Genomic DNA, 21249 nt, shown 5'->3' with positions numbered 1-21249 from the left:
CTAGATGGAAAAGCTATGAGTGGTCATTGGATGGCTCGTCAAAGAGTGATGGCTGCTGCGGTGGCTCAACGTGACGTTGCCTTTGTCGAGCCTTCTCAAGGAAATTGTGCGAACTGAGCACGGGTTTTCCGATCCGCTTCTCGATGACTTGACGGGCTTCTCCACCTGCTTCGCCGGCATCGCGAGCGTCTCGCCTCAGTTCGGGAAATCCCTGGCTCTCTCGGTCCTGATGGAGGGTGATTGCGGTTGCTTCGCTCAGAGAGGTTAAGGCGAGTTCGAGCGGGGTCATGTGGTCGCGCAGATTCGTCTTGATGGGCAGCAGTTTATATTTTTTGTGGGCTTGGACGGAGATCGCAAATGTGCCCTGGTGGATCTCGTTGGTGAGCACCGCAAACTCAACGCCTTCGTGAGCCCCGCGAGCCTTCCACTCGTCCGTGAGTTCATTGCGAAGCAGATCGTTTTTAATTCGTTCCTCAATCCAAGTGTCGTCATAACCCTTGGCTCGATAGGTCAGCTTCACGCGTTCGAGCGCTTGCTCAGGATGTTCAATTTCCTCAAAACGTTCCTCACCTACCTGGGCTAACCACAGACGCAACGGCTCTGCACGCGGGCTAGGAATACTTTGCATCAGGCGTAGGATGGACTGACGATTGGCCGTATCCGTCAGACGAAAACGTCCATCTTGCGCCTTGAGCTTGAGTTGCACGAGTTGATCGAGCGTCTGCTGAGCCCCTTCGTCATCGGCTAAGCGCTTCTTGGTATTGCGCCAATACGCTCCTGGATCTTTCGACTCGGTGAGAAACGCGATGATATCCACAATAGCATAATACCATTCCCCTCGATGCCAGAGACGTCGAACGTCTGGATGAAATGGGGACAATGATTGTGGAAGATTTCCATCAGCCATAGGAGAACCTCCATCCTTCATGGCAACCCGTAACAATCTGTTACGGGTTGCGGAGAGAACACGATCTGGGAATGTTGCTCAAGAGCAACATGGCCTGAAACAGCTTGTCTAAAATACACACAGACCTCTTCAGCCTTCTTCTTTCTTCTTGCTCCTCTTGTGCCCTGGCTTGCTTCACAGGTATAATCTGACTGAAAGGTCTGGGGTAACGGTCTGCGCTCTTTGGTCGGAATGCGCCGTTACCCCTAGGCTATGCAACCTCTTCCTGTTCTTCAAATAAGTCCCCCAACTTGCACCCCAACGTTTTGGCAAGCTTGGCTAAAGCGTCAAGCTCCACCCGCTGCATCTGGTAATTCCAATACCGATTGATCAGTTGAGCGGTAACTCCGCTCCTCTCCGCTAATTGGCGTTGATTCAATCCTTGCTTCTCAGCAAGCTCTCTCACGCGAAGTTTGACCATAGTGGCTCCTCCTCAAAAAATCATGGGTTCAGTATAGCAGGTTTGCATGAATTCGTCAAATCGTTGTTTATCATATTAGCAGATTAACGAAATAGAGATATATGCCTTCTTATCCCACGAATTGCGCAACGAGACTGTAGAAGAGCTAATCGCTGAGTGAGGAGACGAAAGCTCCTCAGAACAGGAAGGCATGCTCGGAAGAGGGAAGTAAAACGGTTGTGTTGCAAGAATGAAGGTGTGATGATAAACTCTTCCTTATTTGGAGCAGAGTAGAGGAGTTCTTCATCATGATCGAGCAGAATTCGTTCAAATGGCGTCATTTCCAGGCCGACATCATTCTGCTCTGCGTTCGCTGGTACCTGCGGTATGCGTTGAGCTACCGCGACCTGGAGGAGATGATGCTCGAACGGGGCCTGCACGTCGATCACACCACGATCTATCGCTGGGTTCAACGCTACGAGCCTGAACTGGAGAAGCGTTGCCGACCGCATCTGAAAGCGTGCAATGACTCGTGGAAAGTCGATGAGACGTACATCAAGGTTAGGAACGTGTGGATGTATCTCTACCGTGCCGTGGATTCAGATGGCAATACCCGAGAGTTTCTCTTGAGTCCAATGCGGGATGCCGAGTCCGCCAAGCGCTTTTTCGTCAAAGTGCTCGCATCGACTGCTCGATCAGTTTCTCAAGCGTGTCCGGTTGCAGAGCAGGTGGCTCCACCCACGACTCCGACTGACACCACAATCATCACGTCACCTCCTCGCGTGATCAATGTCGACAAGAACGCGGCGTATCCCAAAGCCATTGCTGAGCTCAAAGCCACTGAAGTGCTGCCTCAGCACGTAGAATTGAGGCAGGTCAAATATCTCAACAATCTCATCGAACAAGATCATCGGTTCATCAAACGCTTGACCAAGCCAGGGATGGGCTTTTTCTCCTTCGAAACAGCCTGGCGAACCGTACAAGGCTTCGAGGTGATGAACATGCTGAGGAAGGGGCAGGTACAAGGAGTGAACAAAGGAGATGTACAAGGGCAGGCCACACTGGTCGCCAGACTCTTTGGAGTTGTTGCCTAAGCTGAACAAGGAGAGGTATACCACGCTCATCTTGTTTCTTCTCATTTCTTGCAACACAACCGGAAAATCCTGGTTTGTCGATGAAACCTATGTAAAGGTCCATGGAAAGTGGTGCTATCTCTATCGAGCCATCGATGGGGATGGCAATCTGGTTGATTCTCGGTTGAGCGACAAAAGGGACATGGAGGCAGCCAAGCGATTTTTCAAGCAAGCAGTTGTTGTGGTGGGTCATGCTCCCGATCAGGTCACGACGGACGGCCATACCTCGTACCCGCGAGCAATACGTGAGACGATGAACGGTCTTGTCCAACATCGGACAAACAAATATCTGAATAATCGACTGGAACAAGATCATCGTGCCATCAAACAACGGTATTATCCCATGCATGGCTTTGGAACCTTTACGTCAGCCGCGCGTTTCTGTTGTGCATTTGACGAGTTGCGGAACTATTTTCGTCTCCGCAGCACGATGGGAGAACCGATTTCACTCCCCGAACAGCGGCGAGTGTTCCTCCAGCGACTCACTGCCTTGAAGACGTTGATGCAGGTAACTGCCTAGCAAGAACTGATAACACAAGGCATTTAACAAACCTCATGCGTTTCTGTGCTCTCAGTTCTGACACAACCTGTCTCATCTCCTCTAAAATAGACAGTTCCGAGCTAGCCTTCACTCCAAGGTCAATGCGATGCTGAGAAAACTGGATGGCAGCGCGTATATATTGAAGCAGCAATTAACTTGTGATAGTTAATGCGCAAAATTCAGGATGTAGCAGAACATATACAGCAGAAGGATTCGTATTAGGAGTGATGAGTATGCAATGTTCTGATCATGATGGGCGTTGCCATGATAATGTTCCCATAGGAACGAGTATTTTCACCAATTCTCAAAATCCCTATTCCAAAGCTATACATTTAGCAGATCCATCTGGCAGAGTAACCACAGATAGCAGGCAGTCTGGGGAAATGTCTCTTGAGAGTCTGCTCATACGAGGTTCAGGGTATATCCAGCAGGGTAATCTTACCGGGGGAGTAACCTTGCTCGCCCTGGCGTGTGAGCAATTATCTTCCGATCAAGGGCATTTTGCAACGGAGTTCACTGCCCTCCAACAAGAGTGCACAAACTACTTGTATGCTCTGCATGCACTTCAGGAAGCGAGCGAACATTTTACGAGGGTACATACAGCGTTGCGAGAAAAAGTTGCGAACTTTACAACGATAGCGTCAAAGCTGTTAAACGGCATTGACGCTTTCCCTCTGTCTCTTTCCATAAATGAGCAGGACCAGTCTGCGACAAAGATCCAGAAACACTCGGTATCTGCCTCTGCATCGGCAGGGTCACGCGTTACCGATGATAGCACAGGTCTTCCCCCATTATTTATCACTTGCCTGGGTCCTTTTGAAGTCAGGCAGCAAGATAACGTGCTTCCCCTCTGCTCCAGCTACAGCGGGCGGCGTATTTTGCGCTATTTAATAGCCCAATCGGGATATAGAGCAAGCTCGGATACGCTGCAAACGCTCTTATGGCCTGAGGACGAACCGGAAGTCGCGCAGAGGAAGCTGCATTCTGCGATAAGCGCTCTGCGTCGTGCACTTCATCAAGGACAGGTCCGGCAGCCAGGAAATGGATACGTTGTCTATAAACAGCGTAGTTACGCGCTTAATCCGGCAACGACGATCTGCACCGATGTCGATGAGTTCCTTCAGCTCTATCAGACGGGAAAGCAAGGGGGCAAAGAGCAAGTTACCTGCTATGAGCAGGCTTGCCTGCTTTACAATCGACCTTTCTTGATGGAAGATGTGTACGAGGACTGGTCTTCTTTGCAGCGAGAGCAGTTAAGTCGTGTATATTTCACGATGTGCCAGACATTGACAGAGCACTATCTTGCGCAGCAGTGCTACGACGATGCCACAAAATGGGCTACAGCGGTTCTCAAGGAGAATCCTTGCAACGAGGCGGCTCATCGACAGCTCATGCAGATCTATGCATGCCAGGGACGTCGCAGCGAAGCGCTGCAACAGTATCAACGCTGCAAGCGTATACTGCACGAGGAATTGACAGTGCAGCCATTGCCAGAAACAACATGCTTGTTTCACACGTTGCTCGCCAATGACACTCTTGTGCAGGATGAAGAAAAAATGTAGCAGGCGTGCAGGAAATATGAAGTGCTTTGCCCTATACTTGAGGGGACAACTTGTCAGCATATGAAGAGATGCCTACTTGCCAGAGAACAAAGGTTACAACCTTTTGTTCAGCATATCTTTTGTACAGATAATAGGGAAATCTCGAAAGGATAGCGCATATGGAGCATGCTCATGATGATCAGGAGAAGGCAAATACTGAACTAATAGGTCGAACAAAGAAAAAAGCCTCTCCCTTGAGATCATATAATGAAGGTTCTCCTACCCGCATCCCTCTCTGGGCAAAGCTGGCTTATGAAAATCAGGCTTCTCCATCACTTCGTCTGCCTGACAGGGGTAATAATACCGGCTTACCAGATATACTGAAAGCAGGAATTGAAAACCTCTCAGGTGTGCCGATGGATGATGTAAAAGTGCACTACGACTCCCCCAAGCCTGCTCAGGTGCAAGCGTTGGCCTACACGCAGGGAACAGATATCCACGTGGGTCCAGGACAGGAACAGCACCTGGCTCATGAAGCCTGGCACGTAGTACAGCAGAAGCAGGGAAGAGTCCCGCCCACAGTACAGACAGGGGACGTGGCGATTAATAACGATCAGGGCTTGGAAAGGGAAGCCGACGCGATGGGGATGAAAGCTGCTGAGACAAGGAATTTCCAGGGCGATTTGCCTAATCCCCTGGCTCTCAATGCTGAAACAGCACACGTACCTCAAAACAACGGGATTACGATCCAACGAAAGCTCGGGTCAGTGTTTCTCAGTACCAAATACATCCGTGATGAGCAAACTGCAAATATCTACACGATACCAATGACCTTGCCAAACCGTTTCCCTGTAGGTAGCTACGTATTTTTCGATGTAAACAATCAGGGAAACATTACGCGTATAGATTTCCCCAGGGGAGTTGTTAATCAAGCACGAGAAGTGGTTATTGAAAACAGTACACAAACAGAGTTCATCATATCGCCCTCTCTGAGAGGGCAATTTTCAGATAGAGCGAAAGTAGTAATCACCAAGGGCGCAGTGGTTATCCCTTCAGGTGGAGCGAGTCTTCAGGGTAGACTCTATGCGCTTTCCTTAGAGTTAGACGCACCAGCATACTTGACAAAGGGAAGGAAGAGCGATGTGATTAATTTGAATGTGCAGGAGTCAGAGCTAAAAGAAAAAGGAACTTTGGTAGAGCAGGATGAACCTAACAAGAGTGGTTACGCGCCTGACCAGGTTTTTTACTACATTGGGAAAGGACTTGCCTACACGACGAGAATACGCACATGTGCTGCTTTAGCCATATACAACCAGCAAACAGGTCTGTCCTATCTATCTCACGCCGAGTCAAGAACATTATCAACAACAGTGAGTGATAACATAACTGACTATATAAAACAGGTAAAGAAGGTCGGTGGCAATTTCTTCGACCCTCAACAAACACGTATAACGTTATTTTTTGCCGATGATACATTAAATGATTTTCAAACGTCATCGGTGAAAGTGATTACGGACGCTTTGGGCAAAATCCTCTCAAAAATCCAATTAATCTCGTTACTGAGTAGCATAAGCTACCAAATTGTAAGTCCAGAAGACTTTGTATTCGTAGGAAGTAGTCATACTCCATCCATTAGCCTACTTTCCACCGTTCAGCAAACATACCTCTTGAAGCGCTATACTACTGCTAATACTCCAAGTCAAATAAAAGAGGCCGAGCAGGAATTTATCAACTTAATGGATCAATTTAACGATTGGAATGATTATGATGTACGAGCAGAAGTCTTCGCAGCCTCAGAAATAGCGTCTGAAAGAGGTAATGAAGAATTTCAAAAGCTTTTACTGAAACTTATTGGCCAGTAAACTGACGTTATGCTGATTTCGTTGACCTCTATGAAGCATACAATGCACCTCTTGCCAAATCATCAGAATTCATAAAAAACAGGCAATAGTGTGAAAGAACGAAATACAAAGGAAAAGTGTAATTCTCTCGTATACTTAAGATGGCATGTTCCTCCTGCAAGAACTTGAGCCTCTCTAGCGAAAGGACTCTACCAATGTATGAAGCAAGGGATATCAGGCAAACACAGGCTGACCGGACACAAATGAATTCTCCAAAGCGAGCAACCAGGATAAAGCAGCCTCCCCTACGTGCCAATAATCCCACACATATCCCTTTCTATGCCCAGGTCTGGGGCAATCGCCCTCCTCCGTGGCTACGTTTGTCTCCCTCAATGCAAGCACAGGAAAGGGAGGAAGGCGTAAAGAGGGATGCCAGACCTATGCAACGCAGAGAAAATAGCACCGGATTGCCAGATGACCTCAAGACGAGAGTTGAGCATCTTTCCGGGATATCGATGGATGATGTACAGGTTCACTACGATTCCCCCAAGCCTGCTCAGGTGCAAGCATTGGCTTACACGCAGGGGACAGATATCCACGTGGGACCAGGGCAGGAACAGCACCTGGCTCATGAAGCCTGGCACGTGGTGCAGCAGAAGCAGGGAAGAGTCCCGCCCACGGTACAGACAGGGGACGTGGCGATTAATAACGATCAGGGCTTGGAAAGGGAAGCCGACGCGATGGGCGCAGAAGCAGGGAGCATGAGAACCCAAACCCGGCAAGCAGATTATGTTCCACTTCGGGGCACTGCTCATGAGCAGAGTGGATTACCCGCTTCTTTGAGGGTGTACAGAGAACAGCAGCTAGAAATCAACCCACCTCAACAAAGTTCCTTAAAACATCTTGTTTCCCCAGTCATACAGGGAATGTTTCACCCAACCAATGTCTATTCGGGGCAAACATTCAAACTGAATCCGTCTCAACAGATACAACTGAAAAACGCAGTGGAGCAGAGCATCAACAGCGCCGCGCTAGCACTGTTCACAAAAAACAGGAAATTAGGGAGCGTAGCTGCCCTCATTACGAAGTATGAGAACGAGGATGTGCAAAATTTTGAGCAGATCAAAACACGAATACTGACAGATTTAGGGGTACCCACTCAGCCACCAGAAGCGCTAAAGATCAGCAAGGAAGAGGAGATAAATGAGGAGAAGAAAAATCTAGAGCAGCAAGGTATTTTAGAACAAGATCAAGAGCTGAACAAGGCAAATAAACTTGCTGAGATTTTTCGTGCGGAAGAAATGCCAAAAGAGGAAGGATCAAGAGAAGTCGCAGGCTCACTAGCAACAAAGCATCTCACATTTCTAGAAAAGATTAACAGGGTCAGTAAAGTAGGAAACATTTTCACAGGAGAATTCACGGGCAAAAAAAGCGTTGAAGGTAAAATATTGAGCGAAGGAGAAAAAAGAGTTGAATTAAAGAAAAATGTACTGGAATTTTATGCTGTTGTAGCACAATTGAAGCAAGAAAAAGAGGAAGAATCTCCAAAGAAACTGTTCTTCTATAGAAAGGTTCTGGTTAGTGCGCAAAAGAAAAAAGAGATAGAACAGGCGAAACCGGGTGAAGAAATCCTCGAAGAGATCCTACCTTTTTCTGTGAATATCAACGCGGACTTTGTGAAGAACTGGAATCCCTCCCCGAGAGAAATTGTTGTAAAGATAGCAGTTTCTACATCCTATGGAATGATTGTACTATCGTCACCAGATAAAGAATCTGTATTAAGTAAAGATCCGGGAGAAGCGGCACTCGTCCCGTCACGGTTTATTTTGCTAGAGCTAATAGAAGAGGACAATAAGCCGGTATATCTCGTGCGAGCAGAACCTCTGCATCCCGGACAAGTCGTAAAAACGCTTCAGGAGCCAGGTGATCCTCTTGCATTTGTAACTGATGAGATAATCAAAGCCCTTGAGGATATCAATGCCGGATTGGAAAATAACGCCTATATTCTTGTGAAGGAGGCTACCAAAAGCCTTACAGATGCGCTGAGTAATCTAAAAAAGCGCATACAATCCATAGAAGCAGGAGAGGGCATACAAAAACTAATACAGCAAGGTGAGTCAGTACTAGCAAGTCTAAACTCAAGAGAAGTGCTTTATTATTTAACATTAAGCAAATAGCCTACGTTCCACTGTTTGAGCCCGAAAAGCCTTCTTCAATAGTAGTATGGAGGATCAGGATCTATCTTCCCGTCAGGAACCAGCGGGTGGCTATCTCTTTGAGCAGTTCCCGCTCTATTGCCGCAGAAGATGGTATTGGTATGGGCGGGCGTACGTCGTGCTTCGGGCTCTGCTAGAAGGTCATCCAAAAAGAAAAATGCAAGAAAAATGCAAGAAAAATGCAAGCAATACATGTTAAGCTATGCCATGTAATGGATGAGAAGCGTATGCCGAGAAGAGAGTAGAGACACTCGAATGGCAACCTACCGGGCAATAGGAGCAACTTGTGAGGCTATTGCACAGTTACTCCAGCAATTATGGCAACGTAATCCACCAGATGAGAGCCATCTGCAATTCGCAGTTTATCGCACTGCTGATTTCGACCAACCAATGGATGTAGGCATCTCATTATTTCTCTATCGCGTTACAGTGAGTAACATTCAACGCACACCACCGGCAAAACCAGGGCCGCAAGGATATCCACGGCGCTCGCAATTGCCGCTTGAACTTCACTTTCTACTGATTCCCTGGGCCAAACAATCATCTCTCGAACAGGTCATCCTTGGCTGGATGCTGCGCACAATGGAAGATTATCCAATTCTGCCATCTGGTCTGCTAAACATGGCTATGCCTGACGTATTCGACGCAGATGAGACGGTGGAAATCGTCTCCGGGCAACTTTCAAATGAGGAGATGTTCCGCATCTGGAATGTGCTGCCCAGCAAATACCAGATCTCTATACCTTACACTGCACGAATTCTACGCATCGCTTCAGAAACGCCTTTGTATGAGAATCCTCCTGTGCAAATACGAGAACTAGTCTTTGATAGGTTAAAGGAGCAGTAATGCAATATCTTTTGCCGCTCAATACTGTGTCGGGAGGCAGTGCTTTAGGTCTGCGCTTTCTGGATACCGTGCATGGTGTAAGCGTGAACGATGGCTTAGTAGTTACAGCAAGGCGTTCCGGCACAGATAATCCCAGGCAAATGGCATCTTCTTCGCCATTGTCGGGTATTTATAGCTTCCATACGCTATCGAGATTAATACAGAACATCGATACAGGTCAGGGATCAGTTCCTGCCGAGCCACCGTCCACCTCTCAGGGATTGGCTATACCAGATGTAGGTAACATAGAGCAGCTTCGTAGCTTGTTACAAACTTATGCTGACCCGGCAACAGGCAGCAATCTCATTATTTCCGTAGAAGATCAGTCAGGGCGATTTCTACCGCAAGTGATCCTGGTATCTCTTCCCAGGCCACAACTCATGGTGATACCGCTGTTTTCCAATCCCGCCCGTACACCATCGGCAGCACTGGGCATTGTGCGTGGAGAGTTGGTGCTACACAACACACAGCAGTCGGGCAAGTGGGCGCTGATAACCGTGACACTGGGAACGCACACGTTTGCTGGAGTGGCTGATGCGCGAGGAATGTTTACGCTGTTTGTTTCCTACAGCGGTGCCCTGCCACCCTCTGTTGGCGCTTCACAGAATACCACGGAGCCACTATCATGGCCTGTCACCATCAATATCTATTGTGAGCCTGACAAGCAGACGCCTGTATCACAGCTAGAACCGCCCGATCTTTTGTCGATTATAAAGCAAGGAAGTGCCAATATCTATGACGGAGCAAACCCGCCCAGCTCTACCATTACGCGCACTATGAAGTTTGGAGAAGATCTGATTCTCAAGACTGATCCTCTCCAGCCGCAATTGTTTATCGATCCAGCCACTCAATAGGAACACATTTTTCCTCTAGCATATGTATGTTCGAGCCTGAGGAAGTACGAAAAGTGGCAGTAAGAGCCCCTACATTATCATTTTTGTTGTACCGTGGGCGCTCCAATATTCTATTGCGCCTTATTTTTGGAAGAGGAGATGATGCGATGCCTGAGTACCTGGCACCCGGTGTCTATCTTGAAGAAACAAGCTTTCGCTCAAAGTCCATCGAAGGAGTCAGCACTAGCACAGCTGGCTTCGTTGGTCCGACACGCTATGGCCCAATTATTGGTGACCCCGAACTACTCACCAGCTTCGCCGATTTTGAGCGCATTTACGGGGGACTAGGAGATCTTGTCTTCACCGATGGAACGACTGTAACGAGACAGACCAATTATATGGCCTATGCGGCACGCGCCTTCTTCGACGAAGGTGGAAAACGCCTGTATGTCAGCCGGATTGCTAATTTCGGTCAAAATGGCTATGCGACTGTGACAGGAGCCGACAAAATAGACGTGCCAGCGAACTCAACAGGGTATGCCTCAACCGAGAATGCACTCACGCATCCAACAGCTACACAGATCATTTCACGCTTTCCTGGCACGGCTGGCAATATGCGCATTACTTTTACGCTCCAGGTCAGCCCATCTATTCTGGCAAAAAAATCTACGGGCAGCGGCTCTACGCTTACGCGGATACAGGACTATGACCTGGTTCATGTACGAAAACCCGGTACTACGGCAGGGACCTGGCTCAACGTAGGTGATACGAATGGACTCTACCTCGCACACTGGGATGCCGTAAGCAACGATTGGATGCTCATCGATACGAATGGAACAGCCACGGACCTGCAAACGTTTCTGTCAAATGCAGACCCTAAGGTGCAGATACGCCTCGTCACAGTGACAGTGGATGTTGCACGTCCCAACGAACAGGGATTTGCACCTCCATCATCGTTTGGCAGCTTCAGCTTTGATCCACGCAGTGCGAGCGCACTTACAACAACTTTTACACGCCTCCCCTCAACGCGCTCGCAATTCTTGACTACCCCTTTCGCGCTCGAAGTCACCTCCAATATTGCACAGACAATTGCATCCAACTTATTTGGTGATGGCATCATTAGCAAGTTACTTAACAATACCGTCAGCGTAACTGATCTACAAATCTCGTATACACTGGCTAGCGGTAGTGATGATCTCCTTCCCACAGGAGCTACCTATGCAGGAAATCCGGATGAGCAGATGCGCCGTGATTTTGTGGATGATCCTCTTCAACGTTGGAAGAATGGCTTGTTGGCCTTTGAGGGCATTGAGGATATCTCTATTGTGGCTGCTCCAGGATATAGTACGCTTGCTCAAGATGAAGCGTTGGCCGCGCATAATGCACTCATCAACCACTGCGAGAAAATGCGCTATCGTATCGCCATCCTCGATACTCCACCAGGACTGACTGTTTCAGGAGCACTCGACTTCCGCAACCAACGTTCTTCCAATTACGCAGCACTCTACTATCCCTGGGTCACTATTCCGACAGCAACCGGTCGTTTGAATCTTCCTCCCAGCGGCTTTATAGCAGGTATCTACGCTCGCAACGACACGAATCGCTCCGTTTCCAAAGCTCCGGCCAATGAGGTAGTCATGAGCGCGATCGATTTTGAACAGCGCCTCAACCAGGCTCAGCAGGAAGTACTCAATCCTGTTGGCATCAATTGTCTGCGTTTCTTCCCAGGTCGAGGCTACCTTGTATGGGGAGCCCGCACGATTAGCGATGATCCGGAATGGAAATATGTCAACGTACGGCGCTACTTTGCCTATCTTGAGCACTCTATTGATCGCGGCACACAATGGGTTATCTTCGAGAACAACAACCAGCAATTGTGGAGTAATGTTCGGCGTACAATCGAAGATTTCTTGCTGAACGAATGGCAAGCTGGCAATCTGATGGGTACTAAACCGGAAGAGGCTTATTTCGTTCGCTGCGACCTTTCAACCATGACGCAGAATGACCTGGACAATGGACGCCTGGTATGCTTGATCGGCGTTGCTCCGGTGCGCCCGGCTGAGTTCGTTATCTTCCGTATCGGGCAATGGACAGCGAATCCAAGCGCGTAACGGCACAATATCCGCGATAACTAAGCAAAAGGAGTAGATGAGATGAGCGTTGAACGAGCAAACCCCTATGGAAGCTTCAATTTCCTGGTTGATCTGGGCAATGGCGATTCCACGAGTGTGCGCGCCGGTTTTCAGGAAGTGACAGGTCTCACGATTGATGTGACCACCTCGGAGTATCGCAACGGCAACGAAGCAGTCAACCGTGTGCGCAAAATCGATAGCATCTACAAAGTAGGAGATATTACGCTCAGGCGTGGACTGATAGGAGCACTGGACCTGTTCCAGTGGCTCGATCAGGTACGTACAGGGAGTCAGGCAGCGCGGAGAAATGTTACTATTCAACTACGCGACGAAGCGGGACTCAACACCGTCATGACCTGGCGACTCATTAATGCTCGGCCTATTAAGTACACCGGACCATCGTTCAATGCCAAAACAGGGACCGATGTTGCTATTGAAGAGCTCGTCCTCTCTTGTGAAGACCTGGCAATCGAGTAGGTGAAGTATGACACTGACCTTTCAAGGACGCTTGCCCGGTATTGTCTGCGACGCAGCACTTCCGACCTCCCAAGCAAATTCGCTACGACTTGATGTCGCCGCCTTTGTCGGTTTCGCCGAGCGGGGACCACTCGATCAACCCGTAGCAGTGGAGGACATGAGCCAGTACCACGCGGTATTTGGTGGAGACCTGCTGTTAGCCCGTCAGCAGAAAAATAGCCAGCCTATCTATGCTCACCTGCCAACGGCAGTACAGGCGTTTTTTGACAATGGTGGGCGGCGTTGTTATGTCGTGCGTGTTGCTGGAGAAGGGGCACGTTCTAATCGCTTCCGTCTGCCGGGCTTGCTAGCCTGGGATCAGCAGACGCTCAAGACGGTAATCGCACCGGCAGCCTGGGTCGGGCGCTGGTCAAACGCCATGCGTATCGGAACGCAGTTGCGCGACACCCCTCTTGCTAGCATATCGCCGAAGTTTACAGCCTCAAATGATGGTGTAGAGTTTGACCTTATTGTGCCCTTTCGCTCCTCTATACGCATAGGTGACGTGCTACGCCTGCAATTTGACGGTCCGGACAAGCCTGTCATGTTCTGCTCAGTGGATGCTCTAAAAAATACAAGTAATGCTACGGCTGGCATGCAGGCACTCCCTGTAACGGTCCAATCTAAAGCTGACATGCAACTGGCTTTTACACGCACTACCGGCAGTCTTCCAACTGCACCTCAGAAGATAGAGGTACTACAGCAGGACAATGCGAAATCGTCACAGCCCGCAAGCTACCAGCCAATTGTGCTGTCGTACTCACAGGCCTCTTTTGAGCAAGCTTCTCAGTTTGAAGGAGGCTACCGTTTACAAATCGAACTGCCAGAAGCTACAGCTATCATGGTTGGCGATGTGCTCATCATTGATGATACCTTGCGATTTCCCGTAGGAGTTGTAGAAGAAGAGTCTGTCAGCCAGGGTACGAAGAAGCTGCGTGTGATAAGCAGATCGCCCTATTGGCAATTGATCCCTAATGGAGTTGAGCGCCTGACAGAGACAGGCTGGCAACCCATAACGTTATCAGTTCATCACCTGATCGCTCCTCTGTATCCTGATCAGGAATATACATTGCACCTGCCAACATCGGAGCTAGTGGACATCAATGATATCTTGCGTGTGACCTATAAGGAGAGAAAATTACTCTTTCCTATCTGCGATACAGGTCTGACACAAGCTCAACATGATGATTCACCAGACGAAATTGCAACGTTGCAAGCGATTAGTCGAACTGCACTGTGGGAAATGCAGAACCCGGCATCAACTACCTACGGAACGTTGATGCAGATAGATTTACTCAGCTTTGATCTGGTCATACAGGAAGGATTGGTAACTGAGGAGACCTGGCAGTCGCTGCGCTTTGGTCCGGGAGCAAACTACTGGATCGACACCTGTGTTCCACAGACTATGCCCGGCACATTGCAAACCGACGCCTCACCGCAGCGCATCCCCGGGTTAGATACCAGTCGTTCATCGCGGCTGGGAGCTCCTCTCATCGATGGTAGTACTGCCCCACTGTACTTTCCACTAAGTATGGACGAGACGTTGAACCTTGCAGAATTTGCCTCACCGCTACACGAAGAGAAGAACAGCGCTGCATCCTATTCGCTGGCAAGTAAGGATGGGTTAGTGCAATTTGACCCGACAAAGCTGTTTCTTGACACGAGGTTAGCAAATGTCAGTGCACGTGACCTGTTTAATGTAGCCAATCAGCTCCTTTACCTGAACTCTGATCCTGCTATCCAACCACTGCAAAAACTACATAGCCTGCTATCCATTGACGAGATTGGGTTCATTGCCCTGCCCGATCTCGTCCATAGAGGCTGGGGGGCAGGTGAAGATAAGCCCGTGCAATCAGTGCTTGCAGATCAAACCGACCATTCACGTTTTCAGACGTGCGATGCCTTAAGAAACATCAATCCATTGATGGGTAGCACATGCGATGATCCTTTACCCATACGATTATTGCCAGCAGAGGACGAACTGCCAGAGCCGCGCCAACAGCTCAATAACCTCCCGGTATTACAGACCATAGAGCAATACGAGCAGCAAAATCTGTTACAAGACCAGTTGCAAGTACAGCGAGCACTAGTCAATTTCTGTGCAGCTCGCGCTGAGGTACTGGCAGTTCTAAGTCTCCCACAACACTTCAAGCGGCGTGAAGCGCTAGAATGGCAACGAAAATTTATCACTGAGCAATCAGGTGTAATGGAGGACGCGTTGCTAAGTTATGCCGCGGTCTATCATCCCTGGATACAGGCTCGTGAAGAGGTTACTCCAGAGCTGGCCTCACTGCGCGCTTACCCACCAGACGGAGCGGTTTGCGGCATGATTGCCACCCGTGAATTGCTGCGAGGTCCGTGGATCGCTCCAGCCAATGTGCCATTGCTAGGAGCGGTCGGACTTACGCCTACGCTGAGTACAGCAGATTGGGCTGACCTGTTCAATGCACAGATCAACCTTCTGCGCCAGCAACCCGGGCAATTCGCTGTGCTCAGCGCACATACTCTCAGCACTGATAGCCAGCTCTTACAAATATCAGTGCGCCGTCTGATGATTTTCTTGCGGAAATTGGCTCTGCAACGTGGCATGCAATATGTTTTTGAAACAAACGACGAGCGATTTCGTCAACGTGTTCAGGCTAGCTTTGAGCGCACCTTAACGTTGTTATTGGAGCAAGGAGCCCTGAACGCCTTCGAGGTGGTGACAGGCAGCGAAGTAAACACGATCAATGATATTTATAACGGACGCTTCTTAATTGCTCTGAAGGTCGCCCCGACTCAACCAATCGAGTTTATTACCATTGTCCTTTTACGTGCCGGAGAAGACCTGCTGGAAACCGTAGAGAGGTAATACAATGCCCAATCCTGCATTGGAAACGATAGAGCCACCCTATACCGCCTTTCGCTTCGAGGTCGTGCTCAACCTGGATAGTGCGCTGCCAGGTATAACAAATCCGATCTGTAATGCTGCCTTCGCCGAGTGCGACGGTCTGGAAATGTCTATGGAACCAAAGATACTACGCGAGGGAGGCAATAACCAGGAAAGCATTACGCTCATGGGGCCAGTGAGCTACGGCCAGTTAACGTTGAGGCGCGGTATGACAGCGAACATCCAGCTATGGACCTGGTTTGCCGCAGCGACGCAGACAGGACAGCGTGCAACAGCCCAGGGCGTCGTAACGCAATGGGATGCAGCAGGCAGACCTCGCCTGAGCTTTGTGCTCACAAATTGTTTACCTGTTAGACTACGTGGACCATCGCTCAACGCCAAAGATGGGCAGGTCGCCATAGAGGAGATGCAGATAGTTTATAGCAGACTTAGTGTGCGGCTTGCCGGAGAGGCAGGCTCAGGTCAAAATATGGCCTCCAGCACGGTGAGCGGCGGACCTGGACTGAGTAATAGCACATCTTCCAGCCGGAACATCATCTAGAAGGAGAGATAAGCAATGGCACTGGTCAAGGCTTACCTGGAAGTTGTGCAGGGACGCAACAAAGGTCTCAAAGTTGCAGTCCACTTCAATCCTCAGAGCCTCCAGGTGAGTTATCAAACAACCGGAGTCACGGGGGCAGAGGCAAGTGTGCAACAACTGGCTCTACAAGAAGTTCCTGCGCAACGCACCGGCTTCGGATCAACCCTTTCTCTTGATCTGGTTTTCGATACGACTCAGAGTGGCCAGGATGTGCGCAATACCACGTTGGACCTTGCCCGCATGATCCAGCCGGGAGTGAAGGACAATAATAACGCCAACATTACTCCTTCGATTCCAATAGTACGCTTTTGCTGGGGAACGTTCCTATTCAACGGCAATATTCAGTCACTCAATGAGACATTGGAGTTCTTTTCAGAGCAAGGTATACCACTGCGCGCAACTGTAAGCCTGAGCATGAATGAGGTAGCTCTGGATAGTGATACCGTAAACAACCAAGCTCCCGGCACTGGCACACAGGCAAGCACGGGGCCAGCCATTGGTACAACCCCTTTGACGATGTCGCAAGCAGGAGATAGTTTACAAGGTCTGAGTGGACGCGCTGGCGTAGGCAACGATTGGAAAGCCATAGCCAGAGCAAATAACATCGATAATCCAAGATTACTAGCGACGGGAACCATCCTCAATCTGAATATACCCATTAACGTAACGCAATAGAGGAGGAAACAATGGGCATTATCATCAATGACTTTGAAATCATACTCGATTCGCCGCAAACAACAAAGCAGCCGCAGAGCCAGGAGTCAGTGAAGCCGTCACCCCAACCTAAACCGCGAATCGAACCAGTGGATATCGAGCAGATTGTGCGCCACTTTGAACAACGCCGCAGCCGTGTGCGTGCGGACTAGCTAACGCTGGGAGCCTGACCGTTATGCAGAAGTCCACCGCCTACATCTCACGCCCAACGGTATTGATCAATGGGCAGACTGATAACAAGCTTAGTAACACCATCCAGTCGGTGCTAGTCGAAGAGACAACCGAAGGACTCTTCAGGTGCGAGGCACTTTTCAACAACTATGGCCTGGTGACGCAAGGAATGAGTGAAGATTATTTATACGCTGCAAATTCTGCGCTCGATTTTGGCACAGATTTTGCTATCTCCATGCCTGTGAATGACACTACTTTCGGCCAGGTGTTCAGGGGAAAAATTAGTGGATTGGAGGCAGAGTATCCGTTTGGCGGAGGCGCGCTGATTACGGTACTGGCAGAAGATCAGCTACAGAACCTGCGTATGACCAGGCGTACCCGTACATTCGAAGATCTCTCAGATGAAGATGTGCTGCGCCAGATTGCTGAGGAACACAGCCTCACGCCAATGCTGGATGTACCGCAAGGTCCCACACATAAGATCCTGGCACAGGTCAATCAAAGCGACCTGGCTTTCATTCGAGAACTAGCAAGGAATATCGGTGTGGAACTGTGGGTAGCCGAGACAACGCTCTTCGCTCAATCACGCGCAAACCGCGCAAAGATACACATTGACCTGGCCTATGGGGCTAACTTGTACTCGTTCAGCGTACGTGCCGACCTTGCGCACCAGTGTACGGAAGTGCATGTCACAGGCTGGGACGCGAGTGCGAAGGATGCGATAGACGAACAAGGCGACCAGAACGCAATCCAGAACGAGCTGGCGTCGGACACTACTCAAAGAGGCGGCAGCTTCTTCCTTCAGCAAGCTTTCGGCGAACGCAAGGAATACGTTGTCCACACGGCTCCCCTCACCAGCGAGGAAGCACAGAGCATCGCTATAGCACGCTATCGAGAGAGAGCCCGCCGCTTCGTCACGGGGACGGGTGTTGCCAGAGGTGATGGGCGCATCCGTGTGGGCTGTAACCTGCGCCTGGGAGGACTGGGCAATCTCTTCGACGGTACCTATTATGTGACCCATGTACGCCACAGTTATGACAGCGTACATGGCTATCGTACGACGTTTGACGTGGAGCGTGCTGGCATAAGAAGGCTATCAAACTCTATTAGCTAAGGGGTATATGTATGAATCTGGACTCTTCCAATCTGGAGCGAGCAGCAGTCGGGCCGGGAGGTCTGTTCTACGGAGTTTATCCAGCACTTGTACTTGATATCATGGATCCCGAAACGCAGGGGCGAGTCAAAGTAGGTCTGCCCTGGGCACCAGATGGAAAAGGCAGCAGATACGAAGCGTGGGCTCGCCTCGCAACGCTCATGGCAGGCAATAACCGTGGTACCTGGTTTGTACCCGAGGTCAACGACGAAGTACTGGTCGCCTTTGAGGGAGGAAATCCGCGCCGCCCCTATATCATCGGCTCGTTATGGAACGGTGCTGATGTGCCACCGGAAAGGATGGATAGCGCAGGGGATAACAATATCAAAACAATCCTCTCGCGCCAGGGGGTACGTATTACGCTGGACGATACCGTAGGAGCTGTCAAGCTGCGCCTGGAAACGCCCAATGGTCAATCAATCATTCTTAATGACACCGATAACTCCCTACTTGCGGAAGATAGCAATGGCAACTCCATCAGGCTGGATGCAGGAGGCATCACTGTAATCGCAACCTCGGAGATTTCACTTTCGGCCAGCACCGCAAAAATTGAGGCTGGCCTGGTCACAGTCAGTGCAGGTATGTCGCAGTTCAGCGGAGTAGTGCAGTGTGATACGTTGATCACCAATGCAGTTGTCAGTTCTAGCTATACCCCCGGCGCTGGCAATATCTGGTAAGGAGAAGGCCACGGTGCAAAGTATGACCATACAAAGCCCCACACAGACAGTTACCACGACCAGATGGCTCAAACCAGCGCTGCTATGGGGAGTTACAGACCAGGATATGACCAGACCTTACCTGGCCGAGTTCGCCACCGATAACTTCTTGCGCGACTTTCTCTCTATGATGGCGGGCGAAACCCCTCTCACATTGAATGGGCCACAGGATAAGGATGCATCAGGAGTACTCAAACTGTACCAGCCGATGCACCAGCGCTACTATCTCGTACTAGGTTCGCTGGTATGTCGCCTCTGGGGTCTACCCGATCACACGGTTGTACGCAAAAACGGTGAAAGCACATCTTTTGTGCTGCGCAGAATGATTAATGGTCAGGAACACGGCTGGATTAACGACGGTTCTCGGAAAGGGTGGCAACCTTTACTAGATGCACATAATAGTCCTGTTGCCGTTCTGCCAGATGAGCAACGTCTCCCTCTGCATCCTGTACAGGCTCAATCGCAAGCAGGCAGCGATCCACGCACAATCTACTATGGCTACGTCTCCGTGAGCAGTCGTGAGAAATACCTTGACCCGGCTGCAAATGCGATAGCGGATATCCAACAGGAAATAACGAATGCGACAGTGGGTGATCCGCGCTTCGATGAAATTGCCACACGCGTGATTGGTGCATGGCGCATGCTGTACGTAACGAATCCTGACCAGAGTCCAGGGAATACGCTTAAACCTGAGCCGCTTTCAGACCCCGAACTGCTGCGGCAAATAAGCCTGTACTTGATCCTTGACATGGGAGATTGCTTACAACGTTTCTTACCCGAAGTCTTGAATGCTCTGGGTACTGACGGTTCCAGCCTTAACGGGATGACTGAGCGCAAAGGGCTATTTAGCGAGTTGTACAGCATCTATATAGCCAATTCCCTACCCAGCAATGCCAACCACATGATTACACTGGCCGACGCTTTATACAATCTTCGTGACAAATTAGCCGTGGCACAAGGCCTGGATGATCTGCCGGATAATAACTACCTGCTCAACCCTGTCTATAAACAAGATAGCAATCAGCCAGCTAACCGCACGCAGATCATACCTTCATCTTACCTGGATACGTCCAGCATAAACAATCTCAATCTCTATGGCGCATTTTGCCGAGCCATCAAAGAAGCCGGGAGGCCAATAAACATACCCCCTGAAGTAAAAGATCTACTCAAGAATGATCCTCCGGGTGGAGATATCTACTTTCTGCGCTTGCTCTATGAACGTGGTCCCTGTTATGAGCCGATTGTCAGCGAGCCAGGAGCCAGTTTCACTTTCGCTAAACCTCTCGACCCCCGTGCACCTGCACGGCCTATTCGTATTGAGCTTCCCAGCATCAAACTTAAAGACCTGCGCCAGTTTAAACGAGGCGTCGGTATGCAGATGACGCCAGAACTAAACGACGTAATCAATAGAGTGCATACTGGGATGCTCCAGGGTAGTGGCTTATTAGGAACTGGCGCAAGCGTCGCCATGATCTGCTCATTTTCCCTTCCCATCATTACGCTAGTTGCTTTTATCGTAATGTTTCTCTTCCTGTTATTATTCAATATTATCTTCTGGTGGTTGCCTTTTATCAGAATTTGTTTCCCGTTGCCCAGGTCGAAGTAGCACTAGAAGTTGGAGAAGATTATCATGACAAATTCAGCAGATCTATATGGACGCAGTCTGGGCTTCCCTCCCCAGGTGGGGCCAAATGGGCAAATGCTTTGGTCGTCAGGGGAGTCGAATGTACGCGAATCGATCTGTATTATCCTGTGTACGCGACCTGGCGAACGTGTGCTGCAACCTGATTTCGGTTGTGGACTGGATCGCTATCTTTTCGAGCCAAACAACACGAGCACCTTACGTCTGATCCAGGAAGAAGTAAAACGCGCCATCATACGCTGGGAACCGCGTGTGGCGCTCAACGATATTCACGTCAGTGTCAATCCAGCCGATCAACGCGCTGTCGATATCGCTATCTATTACACACTGATTGCCATACAGAAACGGGAACAACTCAACCTGACCTTTATGCAACAAGTATAAGTGCAAGGGAGAAGA

The 21249-nt window shown here is 49.6% G+C and carries 18 protein-coding genes and 1 pseudogene; 17 read left to right on the top strand and 2 right to left on the bottom strand.

From position 1 onward, the window contains the following. Window positions 1-13: 13 nt before the first annotated feature. Window positions 14-907: a BRO family protein gene (locus tag JMI88_RS27615; RefSeq protein WP_201365180.1), complete on the bottom strand. Its 894-nt coding sequence runs from the start codon at window positions 905-907 to the stop codon at window positions 14-16. A 250-nt stretch (window positions 908-1157) separates the two neighbouring features. Beyond that, a complete protein-coding gene (locus JMI88_RS27610; RefSeq protein WP_201365179.1) occupies window positions 1158-1367 on the bottom strand; it encodes a helix-turn-helix domain-containing protein in 210 nt (69 codons plus the stop codon). Window positions 1368-1654: 287 nt separating this feature from the next. Between JMI88_RS27610 and JMI88_RS27605 the strand changes: the two genes are divergently transcribed. The 17 genes and pseudogenes from JMI88_RS27605 to JMI88_RS27525 all read left to right on the top strand — a co-directional run bounded on the left by JMI88_RS27605 (window position 1655) and on the right by JMI88_RS27525 (window position 21234). Next, window positions 1655-2440, top strand: a complete 786-nt coding sequence (locus JMI88_RS27605; RefSeq protein ID WP_201365178.1) for an IS6 family transposase — start codon at window positions 1655-1657, stop codon at window positions 2438-2440. 55 nt (window positions 2441-2495) lie between these two features. Continuing rightward, window positions 2496-2999, top strand: a pseudogene (locus tag JMI88_RS27600) (IS6 family transposase); the annotation flags it as partial. A gap of 404 nt (window positions 3000-3403) precedes the next feature. After that, window positions 3404-4582 (top strand): AfsR/SARP family transcriptional regulator, encoded by a 1179-nt coding sequence (locus JMI88_RS27595; RefSeq protein WP_201365177.1) that lies wholly within the window; start codon window positions 3404-3406, stop codon window positions 4580-4582. A 158-nt stretch (window positions 4583-4740) separates the two neighbouring features. Next, window positions 4741-6423, top strand: coding sequence for an eCIS core domain-containing protein (locus JMI88_RS27590; protein ID WP_201365176.1), 1683 nt, complete (start codon window positions 4741-4743; stop codon window positions 6421-6423). 419 nt (window positions 6424-6842) lie between these two features. After that, complete coding sequence (locus JMI88_RS27585; RefSeq protein ID WP_201365175.1) at window positions 6843-8579, top strand: eCIS core domain-containing protein; 1737 nt, start codon at window positions 6843-6845, stop codon at window positions 8577-8579. 294 nt (window positions 8580-8873) lie between these two features. Next, window positions 8874-9464, top strand: a complete 591-nt coding sequence (locus JMI88_RS27580) for a Pvc16 family protein (RefSeq protein WP_201365174.1) — start codon at window positions 8874-8876, stop codon at window positions 9462-9464. Next, the gene (locus JMI88_RS27575) at window positions 9464-10357 is read left to right on the top strand and encodes a hypothetical protein (protein WP_201365173.1); all 894 of its coding nucleotides are present in this window, start codon (window positions 9464-9466) and stop codon (window positions 10355-10357) included. Before JMI88_RS27580 ends, JMI88_RS27575 begins: the two co-directional genes overlap by 1 nt. Window positions 10358-10503: 146 nt before the next feature. Beyond that, the gene (locus tag JMI88_RS27570) at window positions 10504-12447 is read left to right on the top strand and encodes a phage tail sheath subtilisin-like domain-containing protein (protein WP_201365172.1); all 1944 of its coding nucleotides are present in this window, start codon (window positions 10504-10506) and stop codon (window positions 12445-12447) included. Between the two features lie 42 nt (window positions 12448-12489). After that, the gene (locus tag JMI88_RS27565; RefSeq protein WP_201365171.1) at window positions 12490-12945 is read left to right on the top strand and encodes a phage tail protein; all 456 of its coding nucleotides are present in this window, start codon (window positions 12490-12492) and stop codon (window positions 12943-12945) included. Between the two features lie 7 nt (window positions 12946-12952). Then, window positions 12953-15835 (top strand): phage tail sheath C-terminal domain-containing protein, encoded by a 2883-nt coding sequence (locus JMI88_RS27560; RefSeq protein WP_201365170.1) that lies wholly within the window; start codon window positions 12953-12955, stop codon window positions 15833-15835. A 4-nt stretch (window positions 15836-15839) separates the two neighbouring features. After that, window positions 15840-16415 carry a phage tail protein gene (locus JMI88_RS27555; protein ID WP_201365169.1) on the top strand — a complete coding sequence of 192 codons (576 nt, stop codon included), beginning with the start codon at window positions 15840-15842 and terminating at the stop codon, window positions 16413-16415. Between the two features lie 15 nt (window positions 16416-16430). After that, window positions 16431-17129 carry a CIS tube protein gene (locus tag JMI88_RS27550; RefSeq protein WP_201365168.1) on the top strand — a complete coding sequence of 233 codons (699 nt, stop codon included), beginning with the start codon at window positions 16431-16433 and terminating at the stop codon, window positions 17127-17129. An 11-nt stretch (window positions 17130-17140) separates the two neighbouring features. Then, window positions 17141-17320 carry a hypothetical protein gene (locus tag JMI88_RS27545; protein ID WP_201365167.1) on the top strand — a complete coding sequence of 60 codons (180 nt, stop codon included), beginning with the start codon at window positions 17141-17143 and terminating at the stop codon, window positions 17318-17320. Window positions 17321-17343: 23 nt separating this feature from the next. Continuing rightward, window positions 17344-18453: a phage late control D family protein gene (locus tag JMI88_RS27540; RefSeq protein ID WP_201365166.1), complete on the top strand. Its 1110-nt coding sequence runs from the start codon at window positions 17344-17346 to the stop codon at window positions 18451-18453. 11 nt (window positions 18454-18464) lie between these two features. Further along, window positions 18465-19169, top strand: coding sequence for a phage baseplate assembly protein V (locus JMI88_RS27535; RefSeq protein ID WP_201365165.1), 705 nt, complete (start codon window positions 18465-18467; stop codon window positions 19167-19169). A 13-nt stretch (window positions 19170-19182) separates the two neighbouring features. Then, a complete protein-coding gene (locus JMI88_RS27530; protein ID WP_201365164.1) occupies window positions 19183-20814 on the top strand; it encodes a hypothetical protein in 1632 nt (543 codons plus the stop codon). 24 nt (window positions 20815-20838) lie between these two features. After that, window positions 20839-21234 carry a GPW/gp25 family protein gene (locus tag JMI88_RS27525; protein WP_201365163.1) on the top strand — a complete coding sequence of 132 codons (396 nt, stop codon included), beginning with the start codon at window positions 20839-20841 and terminating at the stop codon, window positions 21232-21234. Window positions 21235-21249: the final 15 nt, after the last annotated feature.

This window comes from Dictyobacter formicarum (genome assembly GCF_016587435.1).
The sequence above is the reverse complement of the archived record's forward strand: the minus strand, read 5'-3'. Positions and strand labels throughout refer to the sequence as shown.